Raw genomic sequence first — 16989 nt, 5'->3', positions numbered from 1 at the left:
TTCATGGGCGGCACGGAGCCATCAGCTTCCCGCGCATCGGTCAGCACCCGCTCTCGTCACGCATCCGTGTCCATCCAGATCACCGCGCCGCGTAGGAGCGGCCAGGCCGCGAAGGGACGTACCCGATCACCGTCAGCCGCCGCAGTCCATGCTTGTCCAGCAACACCCCGCTTCAAACATGCGTGATGTGATTCGTCTTCAGCGTTACCCGTCATCCCGTTTTGGTGAGTGAGCCATGAATTCCCAGTCCAACCTGTCGCCGGCGCAGCCGGGCGCGTCCCTGTTCACTGATTCGCTTGCCGAGCAGCGCGCGCAGCAGTTCCGCATGCGGCGCTTGCAGGTGCACAACTGGGGCACGTTCAATGGCTTGACCGAGGTACCGATCGCCGAGAAGGGCTTCCTGTTCGTCGGGCGTTCCGGGTCGGGCAAGTCGACCCTGCTGGATGCGATGTCGGCACTGCTGACCCCGCCCAGCATCGTCGACTTCAACGCCGCCGCACGCGAGGCCGAGCGCAGTGGGCGCGATCGCAGCCTGGTGTCGTATGTGCGTGGTGCCTGGGCCGATCAGCAGGACAGCGCCTCGGGCGAAATCGCCACCCAGTACCTGCGCAAGGGCGCCACCTGGTCTGCGCTGGTGCTGGAGTACCGCAACGCGCATGGCGAGACGGTCAGCCTGATTCGCCTGTTCTGGATCGCCGGCAGCGGCAATGCCGCGGCCGATGTGCGCCGTCATTACATGGTGGCGCCGCGCAGCTTCGATGTGGCCAGCGAGCTGGATGGCTTCGACCTGGACCTGCGCAAGCTCAAGGCGCGTCTGGGCGAGGAGGTTGCGCATTTCGACGGCTTCGCCGGCTACGCGGAGCGTTTCCGGCATGTGCTGGGCATCGGCAACGAGATGGCGTTGCGGTTGCTGCACAAGACCCAATCGGCCAAGAACCTGGGCGATCTCAACGTGTTCCTGCGCGGCTTCATGCTGGACGAGCCGCGCACGTTCGAGGCCGCCGACCGGCTAGTGGAAGACTTCGCCGAACTCGATGGCGCCCATCATGCGGTGGTCACCGCACGGCGCCAGGTGGAAACGCTGAGCCCGGCACGCGAACACCATGCGGCGCTGATGGCCTTGCGCCACAGCGTCGGCGAGCTGCGCGAGCTGCAGCTGGGTGTGGACAGCTATCGCGAACAGCAGCGTCTGGCCTTGCTGGAGACGCGCCTGCAGGAGCTCGACAGCCAGGACCGCGGATTAGCCGGCGAGGAAGGCCAGCGGCGCGAATCGCTGGACAATCACGAACAGAAGCTGGCCGGGCTGGAACGCGAACAACGCGCCGCCGGTGGCGAGCAGATCGAGGAACTGGAGCGCGAGCGCGCACGGGTCGAACGCGAGCGCGACGAGCGTCTGCGGCGGCGCGCGCAGATCGAGCAGGCCTGCCGCCAGCTCGGCACGGCCCTGGCCGCAGGCGCCAGCGGCTTTGCCGCCCAGGTAGAGCATGCCCAGACCGTGCTCGAGAACGGCAAGCACGACGCCAGCGCGCTGGACGAGGCGATTGCCGAGCGCATGGGTGCGCGCCGCGACGACGAGCGGCGCTTTGCCGAGATCCGCGCCGAACTGGAGGCGTTGAAGCGCGCGCCGTCGAGCATGCCGGCACCGATGCAGGCCTTGCGGGCGCGCCTGTGCGAGGACACCGGTATTGCCGAAGCCGCGCTGCCGTTCGTCGGCGAACTGGTGCAGGTGCGCGAGGATCAGGCAGCCTGGCGCGGTGCGATCGAGCGCGTGCTGAGCGGTTTCGCGCAGTCGCTGCTGGTGGATGACCGGCATTACGCGCAGGTCAGCGAGTGGGTCAACCGCACCCACATCGGCACGCGCTTGGTGTACTTCCGGGTGCGTCGCAACGATGCGCTGCATGTGCGCGCGCCGGATGCACGTGCATTGCCTGGCAAGCTGCAGCTGCGCGAGCATGCCTTCACCGAGTGGCTGCGCAACGAGCTGATGCGCCGCTTCGACTACGAATGCGTCGACAACGCCGCCGCGTTGCGCAATGCCGACCGCGCCATCACTCGCGAAGGGCAGGTCAAGCATCCGGGCGATCGCTATGAGAAGGACGACCGCCACGCGGTCAACGACCGCAAGCGCTGGTTGCTGGGTCACGACAACCGCGACAAGCTCAAGGTGTTCGAGCGCGAAGCGCAGACGCTGGCCCAGCGCATCGCCGGTTGCGATGCCGACGTGGCCGCGCTGCGCAGGCAACGCGAGCAGGACCAGGAACGGCAGCTGGCCGCGCACACGCTGGTGGAGCGCGACTGGGACGAGATCGATGTCGGCCCCAAGCTGCAGCGCCTGAGCGATATCGACGAACAGCTGCAGCAGCTGCGCGAAGGCAACAGCGGCCTGCGCGCACTCGGCCAGGCGATCGAGACCGCACGCACCCTGCGCGACCAGGCCAAGCGCACCTACGAGGACGTGCGGCTGGAGCGCGCGCAGCTGGCGCGCGAGCGGGTCCGGCTCGAACAGCAGCACGCCGCCTGCGCCAGCCGTGCCGGCACCGCCGCGCTCACGCCCACCCAGCTGCAGGGCCTGCGCGAACGCCTGGCGGCGCTGGCCCCGCTGTCGCTGGACAACCTGGAAGCGCATTTCCGGGTGGTCGAGCGTGGCCTGGCCGAGCAACTGGCCGAGAGCCAGGGCCGCGACAGCCGGCTCAGCGCGCAGCTGCTCGATTGCTTCCGCAAGTACTGCCAGCAGTGGCCGGAAGACAGCGGCGATTTCACCGTGAGCCTGGCCAGTGCCGACGATTTCCTCGCGCGGCTGGACCGGCTGGAAAGCGATGGCCTGCCGCGCCACGAGCACCGCTTCTTCGACCTGCTGCAGACCCAGAGCAAGAACAATCTGCTCGCCCTGCAGCGCCACACCGCCGAGGCCCACAAGGGCATCAAGCAGCGCATGGACGAGGTCAACGCCAGCCTGGAGCAGGTGCCGTTCAATCGCGGCACGCTGCTGACCATCGAGGTCAGCGACCGTCGCCTGAGCGAAGTGCAGGACTTCCAGCAACAGCTGCGTGCGGTGCTGTCGCATCAACAGACCGAAGACCGCGCACTGGCCGAAGCGCAGTTTTCCACCTTGCGCGCATTGGTGGCACGCCTGGGCGCGCAGGAACCGGACGCACGCCGCTGGCGCGAGCAGGTGCTGGACGTGCGCCTGCATGTGGAATTCATCGGTGTCGAACTGGACGCACAGACCCGCGCGCAGGTGGAGATCTACCGCAGCGGCGCCGGCAAATCCGGCGGTCAACGCCAGAAGCTGGCAACCACCTGCCTGGCCGCTGCGTTGCGCTACCAGCTCGGTGGCGAAGACGGCGAGCTGCCGCGCTACTGCGCCGTGGTGCTGGACGAGGCCTTCGACAAGGCCGACAACGAATTCACTGCGCTGGCAATGAACATCTTCGAGAACTTCGGGTTCCAGATGGTGGTGGCCACACCGCTGAAATCGGTGATGACGCTGGAGCCCTTTATCGGCGGTGCTTGCTTCGTGGAGATCAGTGGCCGGCACAACTCCGGCGTGCTGTTGATCGAATACGACGCGCAGGCGCAGCGACTCCAGTTGCCCGAGCGCTCGCGTGGGGACGAGGCTGGTCCTGCAAGCGAGGAGCAGGCTGCAAGCGTTACGCAGCGCGAGGATGCAGCGCATGCGACGCAGGGCCAGGCGCAGGTGGGCGGCTCCGGTGCGGATTCTGGCGATGCGGGTGTGCCACTTCAGGAAGCCCCTGCGCAGGACGACCTGGCCGCCAAGGCGAGCAAACGCGCCAGCAAGGTCACGCCGGCATCGGCGCCGGCGGTGCAAGCCGCGCCGACGTCTTCGAAAACTGTGGCGTCCAGCGAACGTGCGGGATCACCCCGGTCGGCATCTGCAAAGACCGCAGCGGCCAAGGCCGCCTCAGCCAAACCTGCATCAGCCAAACCTGCATCAGCCCGGCGTGCCTCGCCTGCCGCGAGCACGCCGCGCAAGCCGGCAACCCCGACCAAAGCCGCCAAGACGCCGGCAACCACCAGGGCGGCCTCCCGGCGCACGAGCACGTCCGTCCAGCCGACCACCAAGCCTGGGAAAACCGCGACGCCCACGGCAGCGCCGAAGACGCCTGCTTCGAGGCCCGCGGTAGCGAGCAAACGCGCCAGCACGGGGCTGCGTGGTGCAACCAAGGCAACCGCGGCGCGCGGCGCCGCCAGGCCCGCGCCAGCCAAAACGGCAGTGGCCAAGGCGCGCCCTGCGCCAACGCGCGGGTCTGCAGGCAAGCCGCGCGGAAAACGCTGAGCGCAACACCTGGATGCCTGCGTCGCCGCACTGCGGTCGCAGGCGTCGCGGGGCAGGCGCATCGCAAGACGGCACATGCAGATAAGAATCGTTATCATTAACGGTCCGGATGTGCTCGCCAATGTGCGCATCGCCCCGCTGAAGATCCCGATGACCCCACTGCCTGCGCCTCGCCATTTGTTGTTCGTGTCCCTGTTTGCTGCATTGCCGGCCTCCGCCCAGGAGGCCAGCCTGCTCGATGCCATCGTGGTCAGCGAAAAGCGCGCCCTGTACCGGCCGGAAAAGGCCGCCGGCGCCACCCGCACGCAGACGCCGGTGGAGCGCATTCCGCAGGCGATCCAGGTGGTGCCGCGCTCGGTGATCGACGAACAGCAACTCACCCGGCTGGTGGATGTGGTGGCCAATGTCTCCAACGTGCAGCCCGGCGGCACCCAGGGCAATCGCTCGGAAACCTTCGTCATCCGCGGTTTCGAGGCGTCTTCGTATGCGGTCGACGGCATCCTGCTCAACCCGGCGCAGAACTTCACCGAGACCGTGCGCGATCTGGCCAATGTCGCCCAGGTGGAAGTGCTCAAGGGCCCGGCGGCGGTGCTGTACGGGCGCGGCGAACCCGGCGGGGTGATCAATCTGGTCACGCTGCGCCCGGACGCGGTGTTCGGCGGCAATGCATCGGTGCAGGTGGCCGAACACGGCCTGCGCCGCGTGCAGTCCAGCGTCACCGGCCCGCTGGGCCCGACCGTGTCGGCACGGCTCAGCGCCGCCGCGCAGGAGACCGGCAGCTTCCGGCACGCGCAGGCCGATGGCGATCGCGTGTTCGTCTCGCCCTCGTTGGCGTGGCGGCCGTCCGCGCAGCTGCGGGCCGACCTGGATCTGGAATACACCCGCCAGACCAGCCCGGGCGATCGCGGCCTGGTCGCCATCGACGGGGTGGTGCGTGGGCCGGCACAGCGCAGCTTCGGCGAGCCGTGGTCGCGCAATCACGGCAGCGCGACCACGGCACGCGGCCGCATCGAGTACGACGCCACCGACTGGCTGACGCTGCGCCAGATCCTCAATCACCAGGACGGCGACAGCGGCCGCAACGTGGCCGACTTCACCGGCTTCAGCGCCGACCGCGCCTTTTTGCAGCGCCGCGCCGTGCGCCAGGACCAGCAGGTGCGCGCCACGACCTCGCAGACCGAAGCGCTGGCGCGTTTTGCCACCGGCCCGCTGCGCCATCAGGTGCTGGCCGGTGCCGAGTACGTCGATGCGCATCGCCACACCGACGAAGCGCGCGCGCCGCTGGCCCGCATCAGCGTGCGCACTCCGGTGCAGGGCGCCTTGCCGGGCACCTATGTGCCGGCCCGCGACATCGACGTCGATGCGCGCTATGCCGCGCTTTACCTGCAGGACCAGATCAGCATCGGCGAGCGCTGGGACGTGCTGGCCGGCGTGCGCTGGGACGATGTGCAGCAGACCACCATCGACAACGGCGCGCGCACCCGCGAGGACGGCCGACGCGCCTCGCCGCGCATCGGGGTGGTGTGGAAGGCGGCGCCGCAGTTGTCGCTGTACGCCAACACCTCCACCTCGTTTCGCCCGCGCAGCGCCACGCTGTTTTCCGGCGGCAGCGCGCCACCGGAGACCGGCCGCCAGTACGAGGTCGGCCTGAAGGGCGCGCTGTTGGACAACCGGGTGCTTGCCACCGCCGCCGCGTTCCAGATCACCAAGGACAACGTCGCCAGCAACGATCCGGACAACAGCGGCTTCGTGCTGGTCACCGGTCAGCAACGCGTGCGCGGGCTGGAGCTGGACATCACCGGCGAGCTCACCCAGAACTGGCGCCTGATCCTGGGCGCCGGCTATCTGGACGCGCAGGTCACCCGCGACACCGTCATCCCGGTCAGCAACCGCCTGCGCGGCGTGCCGCGCGTCAGTGCCAGCCTATGGAGCACCTACCACGTCGCCAGCGGGCCGCTGTATGGCCTGACCCTGGGCGCCGGCGCGGTGCATGTGGGCGAGCGCGAAGGCAATCTCGCCAACAGTTACCGCATTGCCGGCTACACGCGTTTCGATGCGTCGGCGGCGTACCGCTTTGGCGGCCGTTACCAACTGGCGCTGATGCTGCGCAATGTCGCCAACCGGTTCTACATCGAGCAGCCGGTGACGCAGACCACCAACTATCCAGGCGCGCCGCGCACCTTGTCGGCGACGCTGAGCGTGGATTTCTAAACGCCGTGCAGCAGATCCCAGCCCATCTTGCCGATCAGCACGATCACCAGCACCAGGAACAAGGTGCGGATCAGCGGCGTGCCACCGCGTAGTGCCATCCGTGTGCCGGCGACCGCACCGGCCACGTTGGCCACCGCCATCGGAATGCCGATCGCCAGCATCACCTGGCCGCTGGGCAGGAAGAACGACAGTGCCGCCAGGTTGGTGGCCAGGTTCACCACCTTGGCCGCGGCCGAGGCGCGCAGAAAGTCCAGCCCGAAAAAGCGGATGAACAGGAAGATCAGGAAACTGCCGGTGCCGGGGCCGAAGAACCCGTCGTAGAACCCGATCGCCGCGCCCATCACCAATGCAGTTGCCAGTTCGCGCCGGCCGATCTGGCGTGGGCGATGCAGCGCACCGAAGTCCTTCTTGATCAGCGTGTAGATCAGCATCGCGATCAGCAGCGCCAGGATCAGCGGCCGCACCGCCTGCCTGGGCATCAGGCTGACTGCGGTCGCGCCGAGAAACGAGAACGTGAACGCCGCCACCGTGGCGTACAGCACCGGCCGCCACGGAAAGCGCACGTTGCGCGCATAGCGCCAGGCCGATGCAGCGGTGCCGAACATCGCACTGAACTTGTTGGTGCCCAGAATCAGCGACGGCGCCTGCTGCGGCAGGGTCGCAAACAATCCCGGCAGCTGGATCAAGCCACCGCCGCCGACCGCCGCATCCACCAGCCCGGCGACGAAGGCGATGCACAGCAGCCACGGCAACTCGGTGGGAATCAGGTCCAGCAAGGCGGCGCTCCGCACGACGGGGGCGACAGCATAAACGCGCAGAAACCCGGTTCCCCACTTCTCACTTCCCTACTTCCACTTCCACTTCCACTTCCCAATTCCCAATTCCCAATTCCCAATTCCCGCACAATCGCCCGATGCCGACCTCCACACCCACCGATCCCTGTCCCTGCGGCCGCGCCGCCACCTACGCGCAGTGCTGCGGGCAATACCACGCCGGCGCCGCCGCACCCGACGCCGAGACCCTGATGCGTGCGCGCTACAGCGCCTACGTCCGCCGTGATGTGGCGTACCTGCTCGCCAGCTGGCATCCGTCCACGCGCCCACCCGCGTTGTCGCTGGACGAGGGCGGCCGCACCACCTGGCTTGGCCTGACCGTGCAACGCGCCCTCGTCACCGGCGCCGACACGGCCGAGGTGGCGTTTCTGGCCCGCTACCGTGTCGGCGGCGGCAGCGCGGTGCGCATGACCGAACACAGCCGCTTCGTGCGCGAAGACGGCCAGTGGTATTACCTCGACGCGCGCTGAGCAGGCGCAGGCCTGGATGCGTCTTACGCCCTGGCCGCAGGCCGTGAAGCCGTTCAGCCCGACGAACGGCACGGACCGGCATGCTTTGTCGACGCCACGTTCGCAGCCGATCCCGGAAGCTTGCCGCCTCGGCGGAGCGCGCCGCGGGGCAGACACGATCATGGCAACCTTCAATCTCTGGCAGTGGGTGCTTGCGGCCATCGTGGTGTTTGCGATCGTGCTGCCGGCCTGCCTGGCCACTGCACTGATCTGGTTCGGTCCCCGCCACGACGCCCCGCGCAGGGCCCGTGCCCGTCGTGTGTCCGACGCCGGCCCCTCCAGCCCGGCCTTGTCGCTGCTGACCGGCATCACCGGCGACGGCAGCTAGGCGCGGCGATCGACGCCGCTGGGCTGGCGCAGCGCATCCACCAGGCGCGCCGGTTCGGCATCTCGCCTCGGCACGCGACATCGCTCGCTGGAAGGTCATCACCTCATCCGGTCATTCCAGCGGCTTGGTGGCGCGCCTCGGCCTGGAAAGCATGCGCCGCACCCTCACCCCGGCACGTTGCCACCAGCGAGCGCAGCGCACGCTGACGCGGCGACACCGCGACAATTGCCACCTGCACGCCTGCACGCCTGCAACCAGCCAGGTTGGCTATCCTCCTCGGCTCGACTTGCCGCAGGAGCGCTCCACCGCATGACCTCCGTCCACACGCCGGCCACCGCGCCGTGACGCCGTCCCGGCGCGTCCTGCCCGCGCTGTTGGCGCTGCTGCCGCTGATCGCCTGCGCCGATCCGGCGTTCGACCGCTGCCTGGCCGGCCTGCAGACCCAGGCCGCCGCCAAGGGCGTGCAGGCCGCCGACTTCCAGCGTTTCACCGGCGGCCTGGCGCCCGATCCCAGCGTGTTGCCGCTGCTCGATGCCCAGCCCGAATTCACCACCCCGATCTGGGACTACCTCGCCAGCCTGGTCGACAGCCAGCGTGTGGCCGACGGCCGGGCGATGCTGGTCACCCATCGCGACCTGCTCACGCGTCTGTCCGAACGGACCGGCGTCGATCCGGCCACCATCGTGGCGGTCTGGGGCGTGGAGAGCGACTACGGCCGCGTCACCGGCAAGCGCCCGCTGCTGGTCTCGCTTGCCACGCTGTCGTGCGCCGGCCGCCGCCAGCCGTTTTTCCGTGGCGAATTTCTCGCCTTGCTCGGCCTGCTGCAGCAAGGCGACCTGTCGCCGGATGGCTTGACCGGCTCCTGGGCCGGTGCCTTCGGGCAGACCCAGTTCATGCCCTCGACCTATGCCCGCATCGCGGTGGATGGCGACGGCGACGGCCGCCGCGACCTGGTCGCCAGCATTCCCGACGCGCTGGCCTCCACCGCCAACTACCTGGTCAAGGCCGGCTGGGAGCGCGCCCGTCCCTGGGGCATGGAAGTGCGCCTGCCGACCGGCTTCGACGCCAGCAAGGCCGGCCGCACCCGGCGCCAGCCGCTGCAGGCCTGGCAGAACGCAGGGCTGCTCGGCAGCGACGGCAAGGCCCTGGCGCCGAGCGGCCTGCCCGCCGATGCCCCGGCCGCCCTGTTGCTGCCGGCCGGCGCCACCGGCCCGGCATTCCTGGTGTTCCGCAACTACGACGCGATCTACGCCTACAACGCCGCCGAAAGCTACGCGCTGTCGATCGCCTTGCTCGCCGACCGCCTGCGCGGCGGCCCCGGCCTGGTCGCCGCCTGGCCCACCGACGACCCCGGCCTGGGCCGCCCCGAACGGCGCGAACTGCAGCAATTGCTGCTGGCCCGCGGCCACCTGATCGGCGAGGCCGACGGCATGATCGGCACCGCCAGCCGGCGCGCCATCCAGGTCGAACAGACCCGCCTGGGCCTGCAGCCGGCCGACGGCCGCCCCGGCCAACGTATCCTCACCGCCCTGCGCGCCGTCCCGCCGGCGACCGGCGCGGCTGCTGTCCGCGCCACCGCGTTCACGCTGCCGGCCGCGTATCCCGCATTTGCCCAATCCCCCATCGTCCAGAAGGCACCTCCCATGTCCGACCTCACCGGCCTGCGCACAGGCGATTTCCACGGTTTCCCCTCGCTGTTGATCGACACCCCGTTCTCCACCGCGGCCATCAGCCTGTTCGGCGGCCAGCTGCTGTCGTTCGTGCCCAAGGGCGGGCAGGACGTGATGTGGCTGTCGCCCACCGCCAAGCAGCCGCCCACCCCGATCCGCGGCGGCGCCCCGGTGTGCTGGCCATACTTCGGCCGCCAGGACCAGACCGGCGAGGTCCCCGCGCACGGCTTCGTGCGCACCGTGCCCTGGCAGCTCACCGAGAGCCGGCGCGAGGACGACGGCACGCTGGTGCTCACGCTGACCCCGCCCAGTTTCGATGACCTGGCGCTGCGCCTGCGCATGACCCTGCGCATCGGCCGCACCCTCGAACAACGCCTGATCACCGAAAACACCAGCCCGGCCCCGGTGCGCTTCACCCAGGCGCTGCACAACTATTTCCGGGTCGGCGACGCGCTCACCGTCAGCGTGCAGGGCCTGGACGGGCTGGACTACCTGGACAAGTACGAGAACTACGCCACCGCCCACCGCCAGCAAGGCGACTGGAGCCTGCGCGATCCGCGCGACCCCGGCCGCAGCGACCGCATCTACACCAACGCCGGCGGCCGCTACACCCTGACCGACCCGGTGCTCGGCCGCCGCATCGTCATCGCCACCCAGGGCAGCCGCTCGCTGGTGGCCTGGAACCCGGGCGAAGAGGCCGCCGCCAAGATGGCCGACGTGGGCGATGGCTGGCGCGACTACGTCTGCCTGGAAGCGGCCAATGCCGGCCCGGACGTGATCGAACTGGCCCCCGGCGCCAGCCACACGCTGGGCCAGACCATCAGCGTCGAGTAACCGATCACCGGCACCATGCCATTCCTTCTCCCGCTCGCGGGAGAAGATGCCGGCCCTGGCAGCAGCCAATGCTGGCCCGGACGTGATCGAATTCGCCCCCGGCGCCATCACACGCTGAGCCAGACCATCAGCGTCGAATAACCGATCACCGGCACCACGTCACTCCTTCTCCCGCTCGCGGAAGAAGATGCCGGCCCTGGCAGCAGCCAATGCCGGCCCGGACGTGATCGAATTCGCCCCCGGCGCCATCACACGCCGAGCCAGACCATCAGCGTCGAGTAACCGATCACCGGCACCACGCCACCCCTTCTCCCGCTCGCGGAAGAAGATGCCGGCCCTGGCAGCAGCCAATGCCGGCCCGGACGTGATCGAATTCGCCCCCGGCGCCAGCCACACGCTGGGCCAGACCATCAGCGTCGAATAACCGATCACCGGCACCACGTCATTCCTTCTCCCGCTCGCGGGAGAAGGTGCCCGAAGGGCGGATGAGGGCCAGCGGCCATCCAGGCACTCAGCATCAGCCGCCAGGCGGCGCTTGGGTCCGCACTCCATCAGTGCCCCCCGGGGCAACCGATCTCCATCCGCAGCTACACTTCCCGCCTCGCTACCCTGGGCTGCGCGATGTCTCCCTCCGCCGATTCCGCTCCCGCCACGGGCCGGCGCCGCGCCGCGCTGATCTTCATCTTCATCACCGTGCTGATCGACGTGCTGTCCTTCGGCGTGATCATTCCGGTGCTGCCGGATCTGGTGCGCCAGTTCACCGGGGGCGACTACGCCGTCGCGGCCGGCTGGATCGGCTGGTTCGGTTTCCTGTTCGCCGCCATCCAGTTCGTCTGCTCGCCGCTGCAGGGCACCCTGTCCGACCGCTACGGCCGCCGCCCGGTGATCCTGCTCTCGTGCCTGGGGCTGGGCCTGGATTTCATCCTGATGGCGGTCGCCCATTCCCTGCCGATGCTGCTGCTGGCGCGGGTGATCTCCGGGGTGTGCTCGGCCAGCTTCTCCACCGCCAATGCCTACATCGCCGACGTCACCCCGGCCGACAAACGCGCCGGCGCGTTCGGCATGCTTGGCGCGGCATTCGGTATCGGGTTTGTCGCCGGTCCGTTGATCGGTGGCTGGCTGGGCAGCATCGGCCTGCGCTGGCCGTTCTGGTTTGCCGCCGGGCTGGCGCTGTTGAACGTGCTGTATGGCTGGTTCGTACTACCCGAATCGTTGCCTGCCGAACGCCGCACGCCACGCCTGGACTGGTCCCATGCCAACCCGCTGGGCGCGCTCAAGTTGCTGCGCCGTTATCCGCAGGTACTCGGCCTGGCCTCGGTGGTGTTCCTGGCCAACCTGGCGCACTACGTCTATCCCAGCATCTTCGTGCTGTTCGCCGGGTATCAGTATCACTGGGGCCCGCGCGAGGTGAGCTGGGTGCTGGCCGGCGTCGGCGTGTGCAGCATCATCGTCAATGCGCTGCTGGTCGGCCGGCTGGTGCGTTGGCTGGGCGAACGCCGTGCGCTGCTGCTGGGCCTGGGCTGCGGGGTGGTCGGTTTCGTCATCTACGGGCTGGCCGACAGCGGCGCCGCGTTCCTGGTCGGCGTGCCGATCAGCGCGTTCTGGGCGATCGCCGCACCGGCCGCGCAGGCCCTGATCACCCGCGAAGTCGGCGCCGATGCGCAGGGCCGCGTGCAAGGCGCGCTGACCAGCCTGGTCAGCCTGGCCGGCATCGCCGGTCCGTTGCTGTTTGCCAATGTGTTCGCCTGGTTCATCGGCCGCGGCGCACCGCTGCATCTGCCTGGCGCCCCGTGGTTGCTGGCGGGTCTCCTGCTGGCCGCAGGCTGGGTCATGGCCTGGAAGCGGGCAGGGCGGGGCGCCGGCGTGGCCCCCGCCGTCCAAGGCTGATGCCAACCTATTCAGCTTGTGCTCGCGCCCGCTTTATCTGATTTGCGCAGTCGCTGCTAGGCTGATGCACTCCGTACCGCAGCACCGCTTCGACTCCCTATGTGTCCTGACACCCTGGCTGTTCCGCCCTCGGCCGCGCTCGCGTTGCGCCATGCCACGCAGGACACCCATCGCCTGGTCGAAATGGTTCCGCTGATGCAGGCGCTGGGGCAGGGGCAGGTCGATCGCGCCGCGTACGCGCTGATCCTGCGCCGGCACCATGCCTTGCTGGCCGGCTTCGAAGTGCAATTGAGCGACTGGCTCAGCACCCTGACCTGCAGTGGCTGGCCGTATCGCCGCCGCGTACCGGCCTTGCGCGAGGACCTGCACACGCTGGGTCAGCAACCGCAGACGGCCATCGCAGCGCCCGCCGCCGGCAGCGATGCCGCGCGCTGGGGCATGCTCTACGTCATCGAAGGCTCGCAACTGGGTGGGCGGATGATCGCGCGCATCTTGCGCAAGCAGCAGCCGGCGCTGGCCGACGCCTTGCGGTATTTCGAACTGGCCAACGACGATCCGGCCGGCTGGCGCCGTTTCCAGGCGGTGCTCGACCAACGCCTGGACACTGCATCCGCGTGCGAGGCCGCCATCGACGGTGCGCAGCGCATGTTTGCCCACTTCCACACCTGTCTTGCAGCGGAGCCGCGCGCGTGAATCAGCCTACCGAACCCCTGGACATGGATGTCTGTGCGCGTGAGCCGATCCATATCCCCGGCCTGATCCAGCCGTACGGCGTTTTGCTGGTGATCGAGCCGGCCGATGGTCGCATCGTGCAGGCCAGCACCACCGCCGCCGACCTGCTCGGCGTGCCGCTGGCCGAGCTGCTGGGCATGACCTACACCCAGGTGCTGGAACTGCCCGGCGAGCAGCCGTTCGTGGTCGAGGACCAAGCGCAGCATCTGCTGCATGCCGACGTGCGCTTCCCCCTGCGCGCGGCCGCCACCGACCACCCGTGGGTGGCCGCCTGGCATCTGTATCCGGAGCAATGGCTGGTCGAGATCGAGCCGCGCGACGCACGCCTGATGGATGTCACCCTGCGCGAAGCACTGCCGTTGTTGCGCAGTATCGAGCGCGATCCCGGCATCGCCGAAGCCGCCGTGCGCGCCGCCAAGGGGCTGCGCAGCATGATCGGCTTCGACCGGGTGATGGTGTATCGCTTCGATGAAGAGTGGAACGGCGACGTCATCGCCGAAGCGCGCCAGCCCGAGCTGGACGCCTATCTCGGCCTGCATTACCCGGCCACCGACATCCCGGCCCAGGCGCGCGCGCTGTACCTGCGCAACCGCGTCCGCCAGATCGCCGATGTCGGCTATCGGGCCTCGCCGATCGAGCCCACGCTGCATCCGCGTCTGGGCACCCCGGTGGATTTGAGCGATGTCAGCCTGCGCAGCGTCTCGCCGGTGCACCTGGAATACCTGGCCAACATGGGCGTGACCGCCACGCTGGTGTCGTCGATCGTCGTCAACGATGCGCTATGGGGGCTGATCTCCTGCCACCACTACAGCCCGCACTTCACCAGCCATGCCATGCGCGATGCCACCGATGCGGTGACCCGCGCGCTGGCCGGGCGTATCGGCGGATTGCAGGCGGTGGCGCGCGCGCACATGGAATCGGTGCTGCTCACCGTGCGCGAGAAGTTGATCACCGACTTCAACGACGCCGACCAGATGACCGTGGAAATGCTCGCCGACATGGCGCCGGACCTGATGGACGTGGTCGACGCCGATGGGGTGGCGATCTTCCACGGCGGCGAGATCAGCCGGCATGGCAGCACCCCGGACGCGGCCGCGTTGCGCCGCATCCGCGACCACATCGAATCCGAACACCACGACGCCCTGCGCGAAGACGCGGTCGGCGCGCTGCATGTGGATGCAATCGGCGAGGTGTTCCCCGAGCTGGCCGACCTTGCTCCGCTGGCCGCCGGCTTCATCTTCGTGCCGCTGATGCCGCAATCCCGCAGCGCCTTGCTGTGGACCCGCCGCGAGCAGGTGCAGCAGGTCAAATGGGCCGGCAATCCACAGCTGGCCAAGCTGGCGGACATCCCCAACTCACGGTTGTCGCCACGCAAGAGCTTCGACCTCTGGCAGGAGACCGTGCGCGGTCGCGCGCGGCGCTGGTCGCCGCTGCACCTGGAATCGGCGCGCAGCCTGCGCGTGCTGATCGAACTGATGGAGCGCAAGCGCTTCCAGCAGGATTTCACCCTGCTCGAGGCCTCGCTCTCACGCCTGCGCGATGGCGTGGCCATCATCGAGCGTGGCACCACGGCCGCGCACCGGCTGATGTTCGTCAACCCGGCCTTTGCGGAACTCAGCCAGACCGAAGTGGCCGACCTGATCGGCTGCGACATCCTGTCCCTGCTGGCCAGCGACGCCGCCCCGCCCCAGGTGGAACTGCTCGAGGAGGCATTGCGCCAAGGCCGCGCCGCATACGTCACCCTGCCGCTGCGCTCGCAGGACAGCGCGCCGGTCTACCGTCAGTTCCATCTCGAACCCCTGCCCAGCCCCAACGGCGTCACTGCCCACTGGCTGCTGCAGCTACGCGACCCCGAATAGGCGCGGCTGACGGCGGTATGGTCTGCCGCTGCCGACGGCAGCTGACAAATCGTGGCGAGCAGTCGCCAGGTGGTGCGGACGGCGCGCAGGACGCCGTGTACGCGCGGCACCTCCTGCCGATTCCGCGCACCGGCCGTGCCCGCCCGGCGATGGGCGCAGGTGTTTTGACAGGCGCGCTAAGCCCGCCGCCGCAACACCAACAAGGTGACCGTTCCGGCCACCAGGCCCCAGAACGAGGCGCCGATCCCGCCCAGCGTCAGCCCCGATGCGGTCACCAGGAAGGTGATCAAGGCCGCTTCGCGCTCGCTGTCCTGCTGCAGGGCCGCCGCCAGGCTGTTGCCGATCGTGCCCAGCAGGGCAATCCCGGCGATCGCCATCACCAGCTCGCGCGGGAAGGCCGCAAACACCGCCGCCACGGTCGCGCCGAACACGCCGATCAGCACATAGAACACGCCCGCGCTTACCGCAGCGGTGTAACGCCGCGCCGGATCCTCGTGCGCCTCGCGGCCCATGCAGATCGCCGCGGTGATGGCCGCCAGGTTCAAGGCATAGCCACCGAACGGCGCCAGCAGCGTATTGACCACCCCGATCCAGCCGATCGTCGGCGAGATCGGCACCGTATAGCCGGAGGCGTGGATCACCGCCACGCCCGGCACGTTCTGCGAGGCCATGGTGACCACGAACAATGGAATCGCCAGCCCGAACAACGCCGCCCACGACAATGACGGCACCACCAGCACCGGGTGGGCCAGTTCAAGCTGCACGGTCTTCCACTGCATCAACCCGCTACCGGCCGCAATCGCCACGCCGACCAGCAAGGTCGCAATCACCGCATAGCGCGCAAACCAGCGCCGCCCGGCCAGATAGGCCGCCAGCATCGCCAGTGCCAGCAACGCCTGGCTCTGCATCGCCACGAACAGGTCCAGCCCGAAGCGCAACAACACCCCGGCCAGCATGCCCGAGGCCAGCGAGATCGGAATGCGCCGGATTGCCTTCTCAAATAACCCCGAAAAGCCGGCCAGCATGCCAAGCACCGCCGCCACCACAAACGCCCCGATCGCCTCGCGCAACGGCACCCCGGCCGCACTGCCGATCAACATCGCTGCGCCCGGCGTGGACCAGGCCGTCACCACCGGCACCCGGTAACGCAGCGACAGGCCGATGCAGGTCACACCCATGCCGATCCCGAGTGCCCACATCCACGAGGCGATCTGCGCCTGGTCCGCCCCCAGGTGACGTGCCGCCTCGAACACGATCACCGCAGAACTGGCAAAGCCCACCAGTACCGTGACAAAGCCCGCGGCAATCGCAGGCAGGGACAGATCGCGAAGCAGGCTGCGGGAAGGAGGCATCGTGAGCTCTCTATCTCTGGTGCCCGCATTTTCACCGAGCGCGCCGATGATCGATACCGCGGCAGCTTGCGTGGTTGCTCTATCGACGGTGTTTTTCGTCCTGCATGGAAAGTGCCGCGCGGCTCAATCGCGTCAATCCGGTGCCATGTCCCGGATAGAGGGAGCAGATCCGATACACCGCATGGCACGTGAAACCAGGGCCGCGCTTGGGCGCAACAAGGTCCCTGTCATGCCAGTGTCAAAAAGTGCTTGCACTTCTGCACAGTCTCGATAAACTGCGCGGCCTCGCTCAGGACGGCGGCGCTTCTCGAAGCACCGCAACAACGAACGGGGCGAATCGGAAACATCACAAGGTGTTGACGAAACGAAAAAGCCGGCTATGATGGGCGGCTCGCTACACGGAAAGATGCTTCGGCAGATTGAGGTGCAGCGGCGGCAACTTCCTCTTCACGAGGGGTTGACGAAGATGAAAAGCCT

11 protein-coding genes and 1 other RNA gene are annotated in these 16989 nt (G+C 68.6%); 8 read left to right on the top strand and 4 right to left on the bottom strand.

The window, feature by feature from the left end; translation table 11 throughout:
• Positions 1–235 precede the first annotated feature (235 nt).
• Positions 236–4297, top strand: coding sequence for an SbcC/MukB-like Walker B domain-containing protein (locus EO141_RS19440; RefSeq protein WP_127170023.1), 4062 nt, complete (start codon positions 236–238; stop codon positions 4295–4297).
• 150 nt (positions 4298–4447) lie between these two features.
• The gene (locus EO141_RS19435; RefSeq protein ID WP_164739331.1) at positions 4448–6508 is read left to right on the top strand and encodes a TonB-dependent siderophore receptor; all 2061 of its coding nucleotides are present in this window, start codon (positions 4448–4450) and stop codon (positions 6506–6508) included.
• Here the strand turns inward: EO141_RS19435 and EO141_RS19430 are convergent.
• Positions 6505–7284 carry a TSUP family transporter gene (locus tag EO141_RS19430; protein WP_180496819.1) on the bottom strand — a complete coding sequence of 260 codons (780 nt, stop codon included), beginning with the start codon at positions 7282–7284 and terminating at the stop codon, positions 6505–6507. The two genes, EO141_RS19435 and EO141_RS19430, sit on opposite strands and share 4 nt — an antisense overlap.
• Before the next feature lie 137 nt (positions 7285–7421).
• Between EO141_RS19430 and EO141_RS19425 the strand changes: the two genes are divergently transcribed.
• The 3 genes from EO141_RS19425 to EO141_RS19415 all read left to right on the top strand — a co-directional run bounded on the left by EO141_RS19425 (position 7422) and on the right by EO141_RS19415 (position 10682).
• Complete coding sequence (locus tag EO141_RS19425; RefSeq protein WP_127170021.1) at positions 7422–7811, top strand: YchJ family protein; 390 nt, start codon at positions 7422–7424, stop codon at positions 7809–7811.
• Between the two features lie 160 nt (positions 7812–7971).
• Entirely contained in the window at positions 7972–8178 is a 207-nt protein-coding gene (locus EO141_RS19420) for a hypothetical protein (RefSeq protein WP_127170020.1), read from the top strand.
• 341 nt (positions 8179–8519) lie between these two features.
• Positions 8520–10682, top strand: coding sequence for a lytic murein transglycosylase (locus tag EO141_RS19415; protein ID WP_127170019.1), 2163 nt, complete (start codon positions 8520–8522; stop codon positions 10680–10682).
• A 159-nt stretch (positions 10683–10841) separates the two neighbouring features.
• On the opposite strand, the gene EO141_RS21455 is transcribed toward EO141_RS19415, so the two are convergent.
• Positions 10842–11120, bottom strand: a complete 279-nt coding sequence (locus EO141_RS21455) for a hypothetical protein (protein WP_164739330.1) — start codon at positions 11118–11120, stop codon at positions 10842–10844.
• Positions 11121–11303: 183 nt separating this feature from the next.
• Here EO141_RS21455 and EO141_RS19410 point away from each other — a divergent pair, with 183 nt between their 5' ends.
• The 3 genes from EO141_RS19410 to bphP all read left to right on the top strand — a co-directional run bounded on the left by EO141_RS19410 (position 11304) and on the right by bphP (position 15160).
• Positions 11304–12569 (top strand): TCR/Tet family MFS transporter, encoded by a 1266-nt coding sequence (locus EO141_RS19410; RefSeq protein ID WP_115678165.1) that lies wholly within the window; start codon positions 11304–11306, stop codon positions 12567–12569.
• A gap of 99 nt (positions 12570–12668) precedes the next feature.
• Positions 12669–13262, top strand: a complete 594-nt coding sequence (locus EO141_RS19405) for a biliverdin-producing heme oxygenase (protein ID WP_127170018.1) — start codon at positions 12669–12671, stop codon at positions 13260–13262.
• The gene (gene bphP, locus EO141_RS19400; RefSeq protein WP_127170017.1) at positions 13259–15160 is read left to right on the top strand and encodes a bacteriophytochrome BphP; all 1902 of its coding nucleotides are present in this window, start codon (positions 13259–13261) and stop codon (positions 15158–15160) included. The genes EO141_RS19405 and bphP overlap by 4 nt, the downstream gene beginning before the upstream one ends.
• 39 nt (positions 15161–15199) lie before the next feature.
• On the opposite strand, the gene EO141_RS19395 is transcribed toward bphP, so the two are convergent.
• Positions 15200–15272, bottom strand: a non-coding RNA gene (locus EO141_RS19395) — sX9 sRNA.
• A 64-nt stretch (positions 15273–15336) separates the two neighbouring features.
• Positions 15337–16512 (bottom strand): benzoate/H(+) symporter BenE family transporter, encoded by a 1176-nt coding sequence (locus EO141_RS19390; RefSeq protein ID WP_127170016.1) that lies wholly within the window; start codon positions 16510–16512, stop codon positions 15337–15339.
• Between the last annotated feature and the right edge of the window lie 477 nt (positions 16513–16989).

Source organism: Xanthomonas sp. BRIP62415 (assembly GCF_003993515.1).
Classification (GTDB): Bacteria; Pseudomonadota; Gammaproteobacteria; order Xanthomonadales; family Xanthomonadaceae; genus Xanthomonas; species Xanthomonas euroxanthea.
This window is presented reverse-complemented; position numbering and strand designations above follow the sequence as displayed.

Coding starts and splice junctions, on each gene's coding strand:
- EO141_RS19410 (WP_115678165.1), top strand. CDS start 11,304: ATGTCTCCCTCCGCCGATTCCGCTCCCGCCACGGGCCGGCGCCGCGCC.
- EO141_RS19390 (WP_127170016.1), bottom strand. CDS start 16,512: ATGCCTCCTTCCCGCAGCCTGCTTCGCGATCTGTCCCTGCCTGCGATT.
- EO141_RS19405 (WP_127170018.1), top strand. CDS start 12,669: ATGTGTCCTGACACCCTGGCTGTTCCGCCCTCGGCCGCGCTCGCGTTG.
- EO141_RS19425 (WP_127170021.1), top strand. CDS start 7,422: ATGCCGACCTCCACACCCACCGATCCCTGTCCCTGCGGCCGCGCCGCC.
- EO141_RS19420 (WP_127170020.1), top strand. CDS start 7,972: ATGGCAACCTTCAATCTCTGGCAGTGGGTGCTTGCGGCCATCGTGGTG.
- EO141_RS19440 (WP_127170023.1), top strand. CDS start 236: ATGAATTCCCAGTCCAACCTGTCGCCGGCGCAGCCGGGCGCGTCCCTG.
- EO141_RS19435 (WP_164739331.1), top strand. CDS start 4,448: ATGACCCCACTGCCTGCGCCTCGCCATTTGTTGTTCGTGTCCCTGTTT.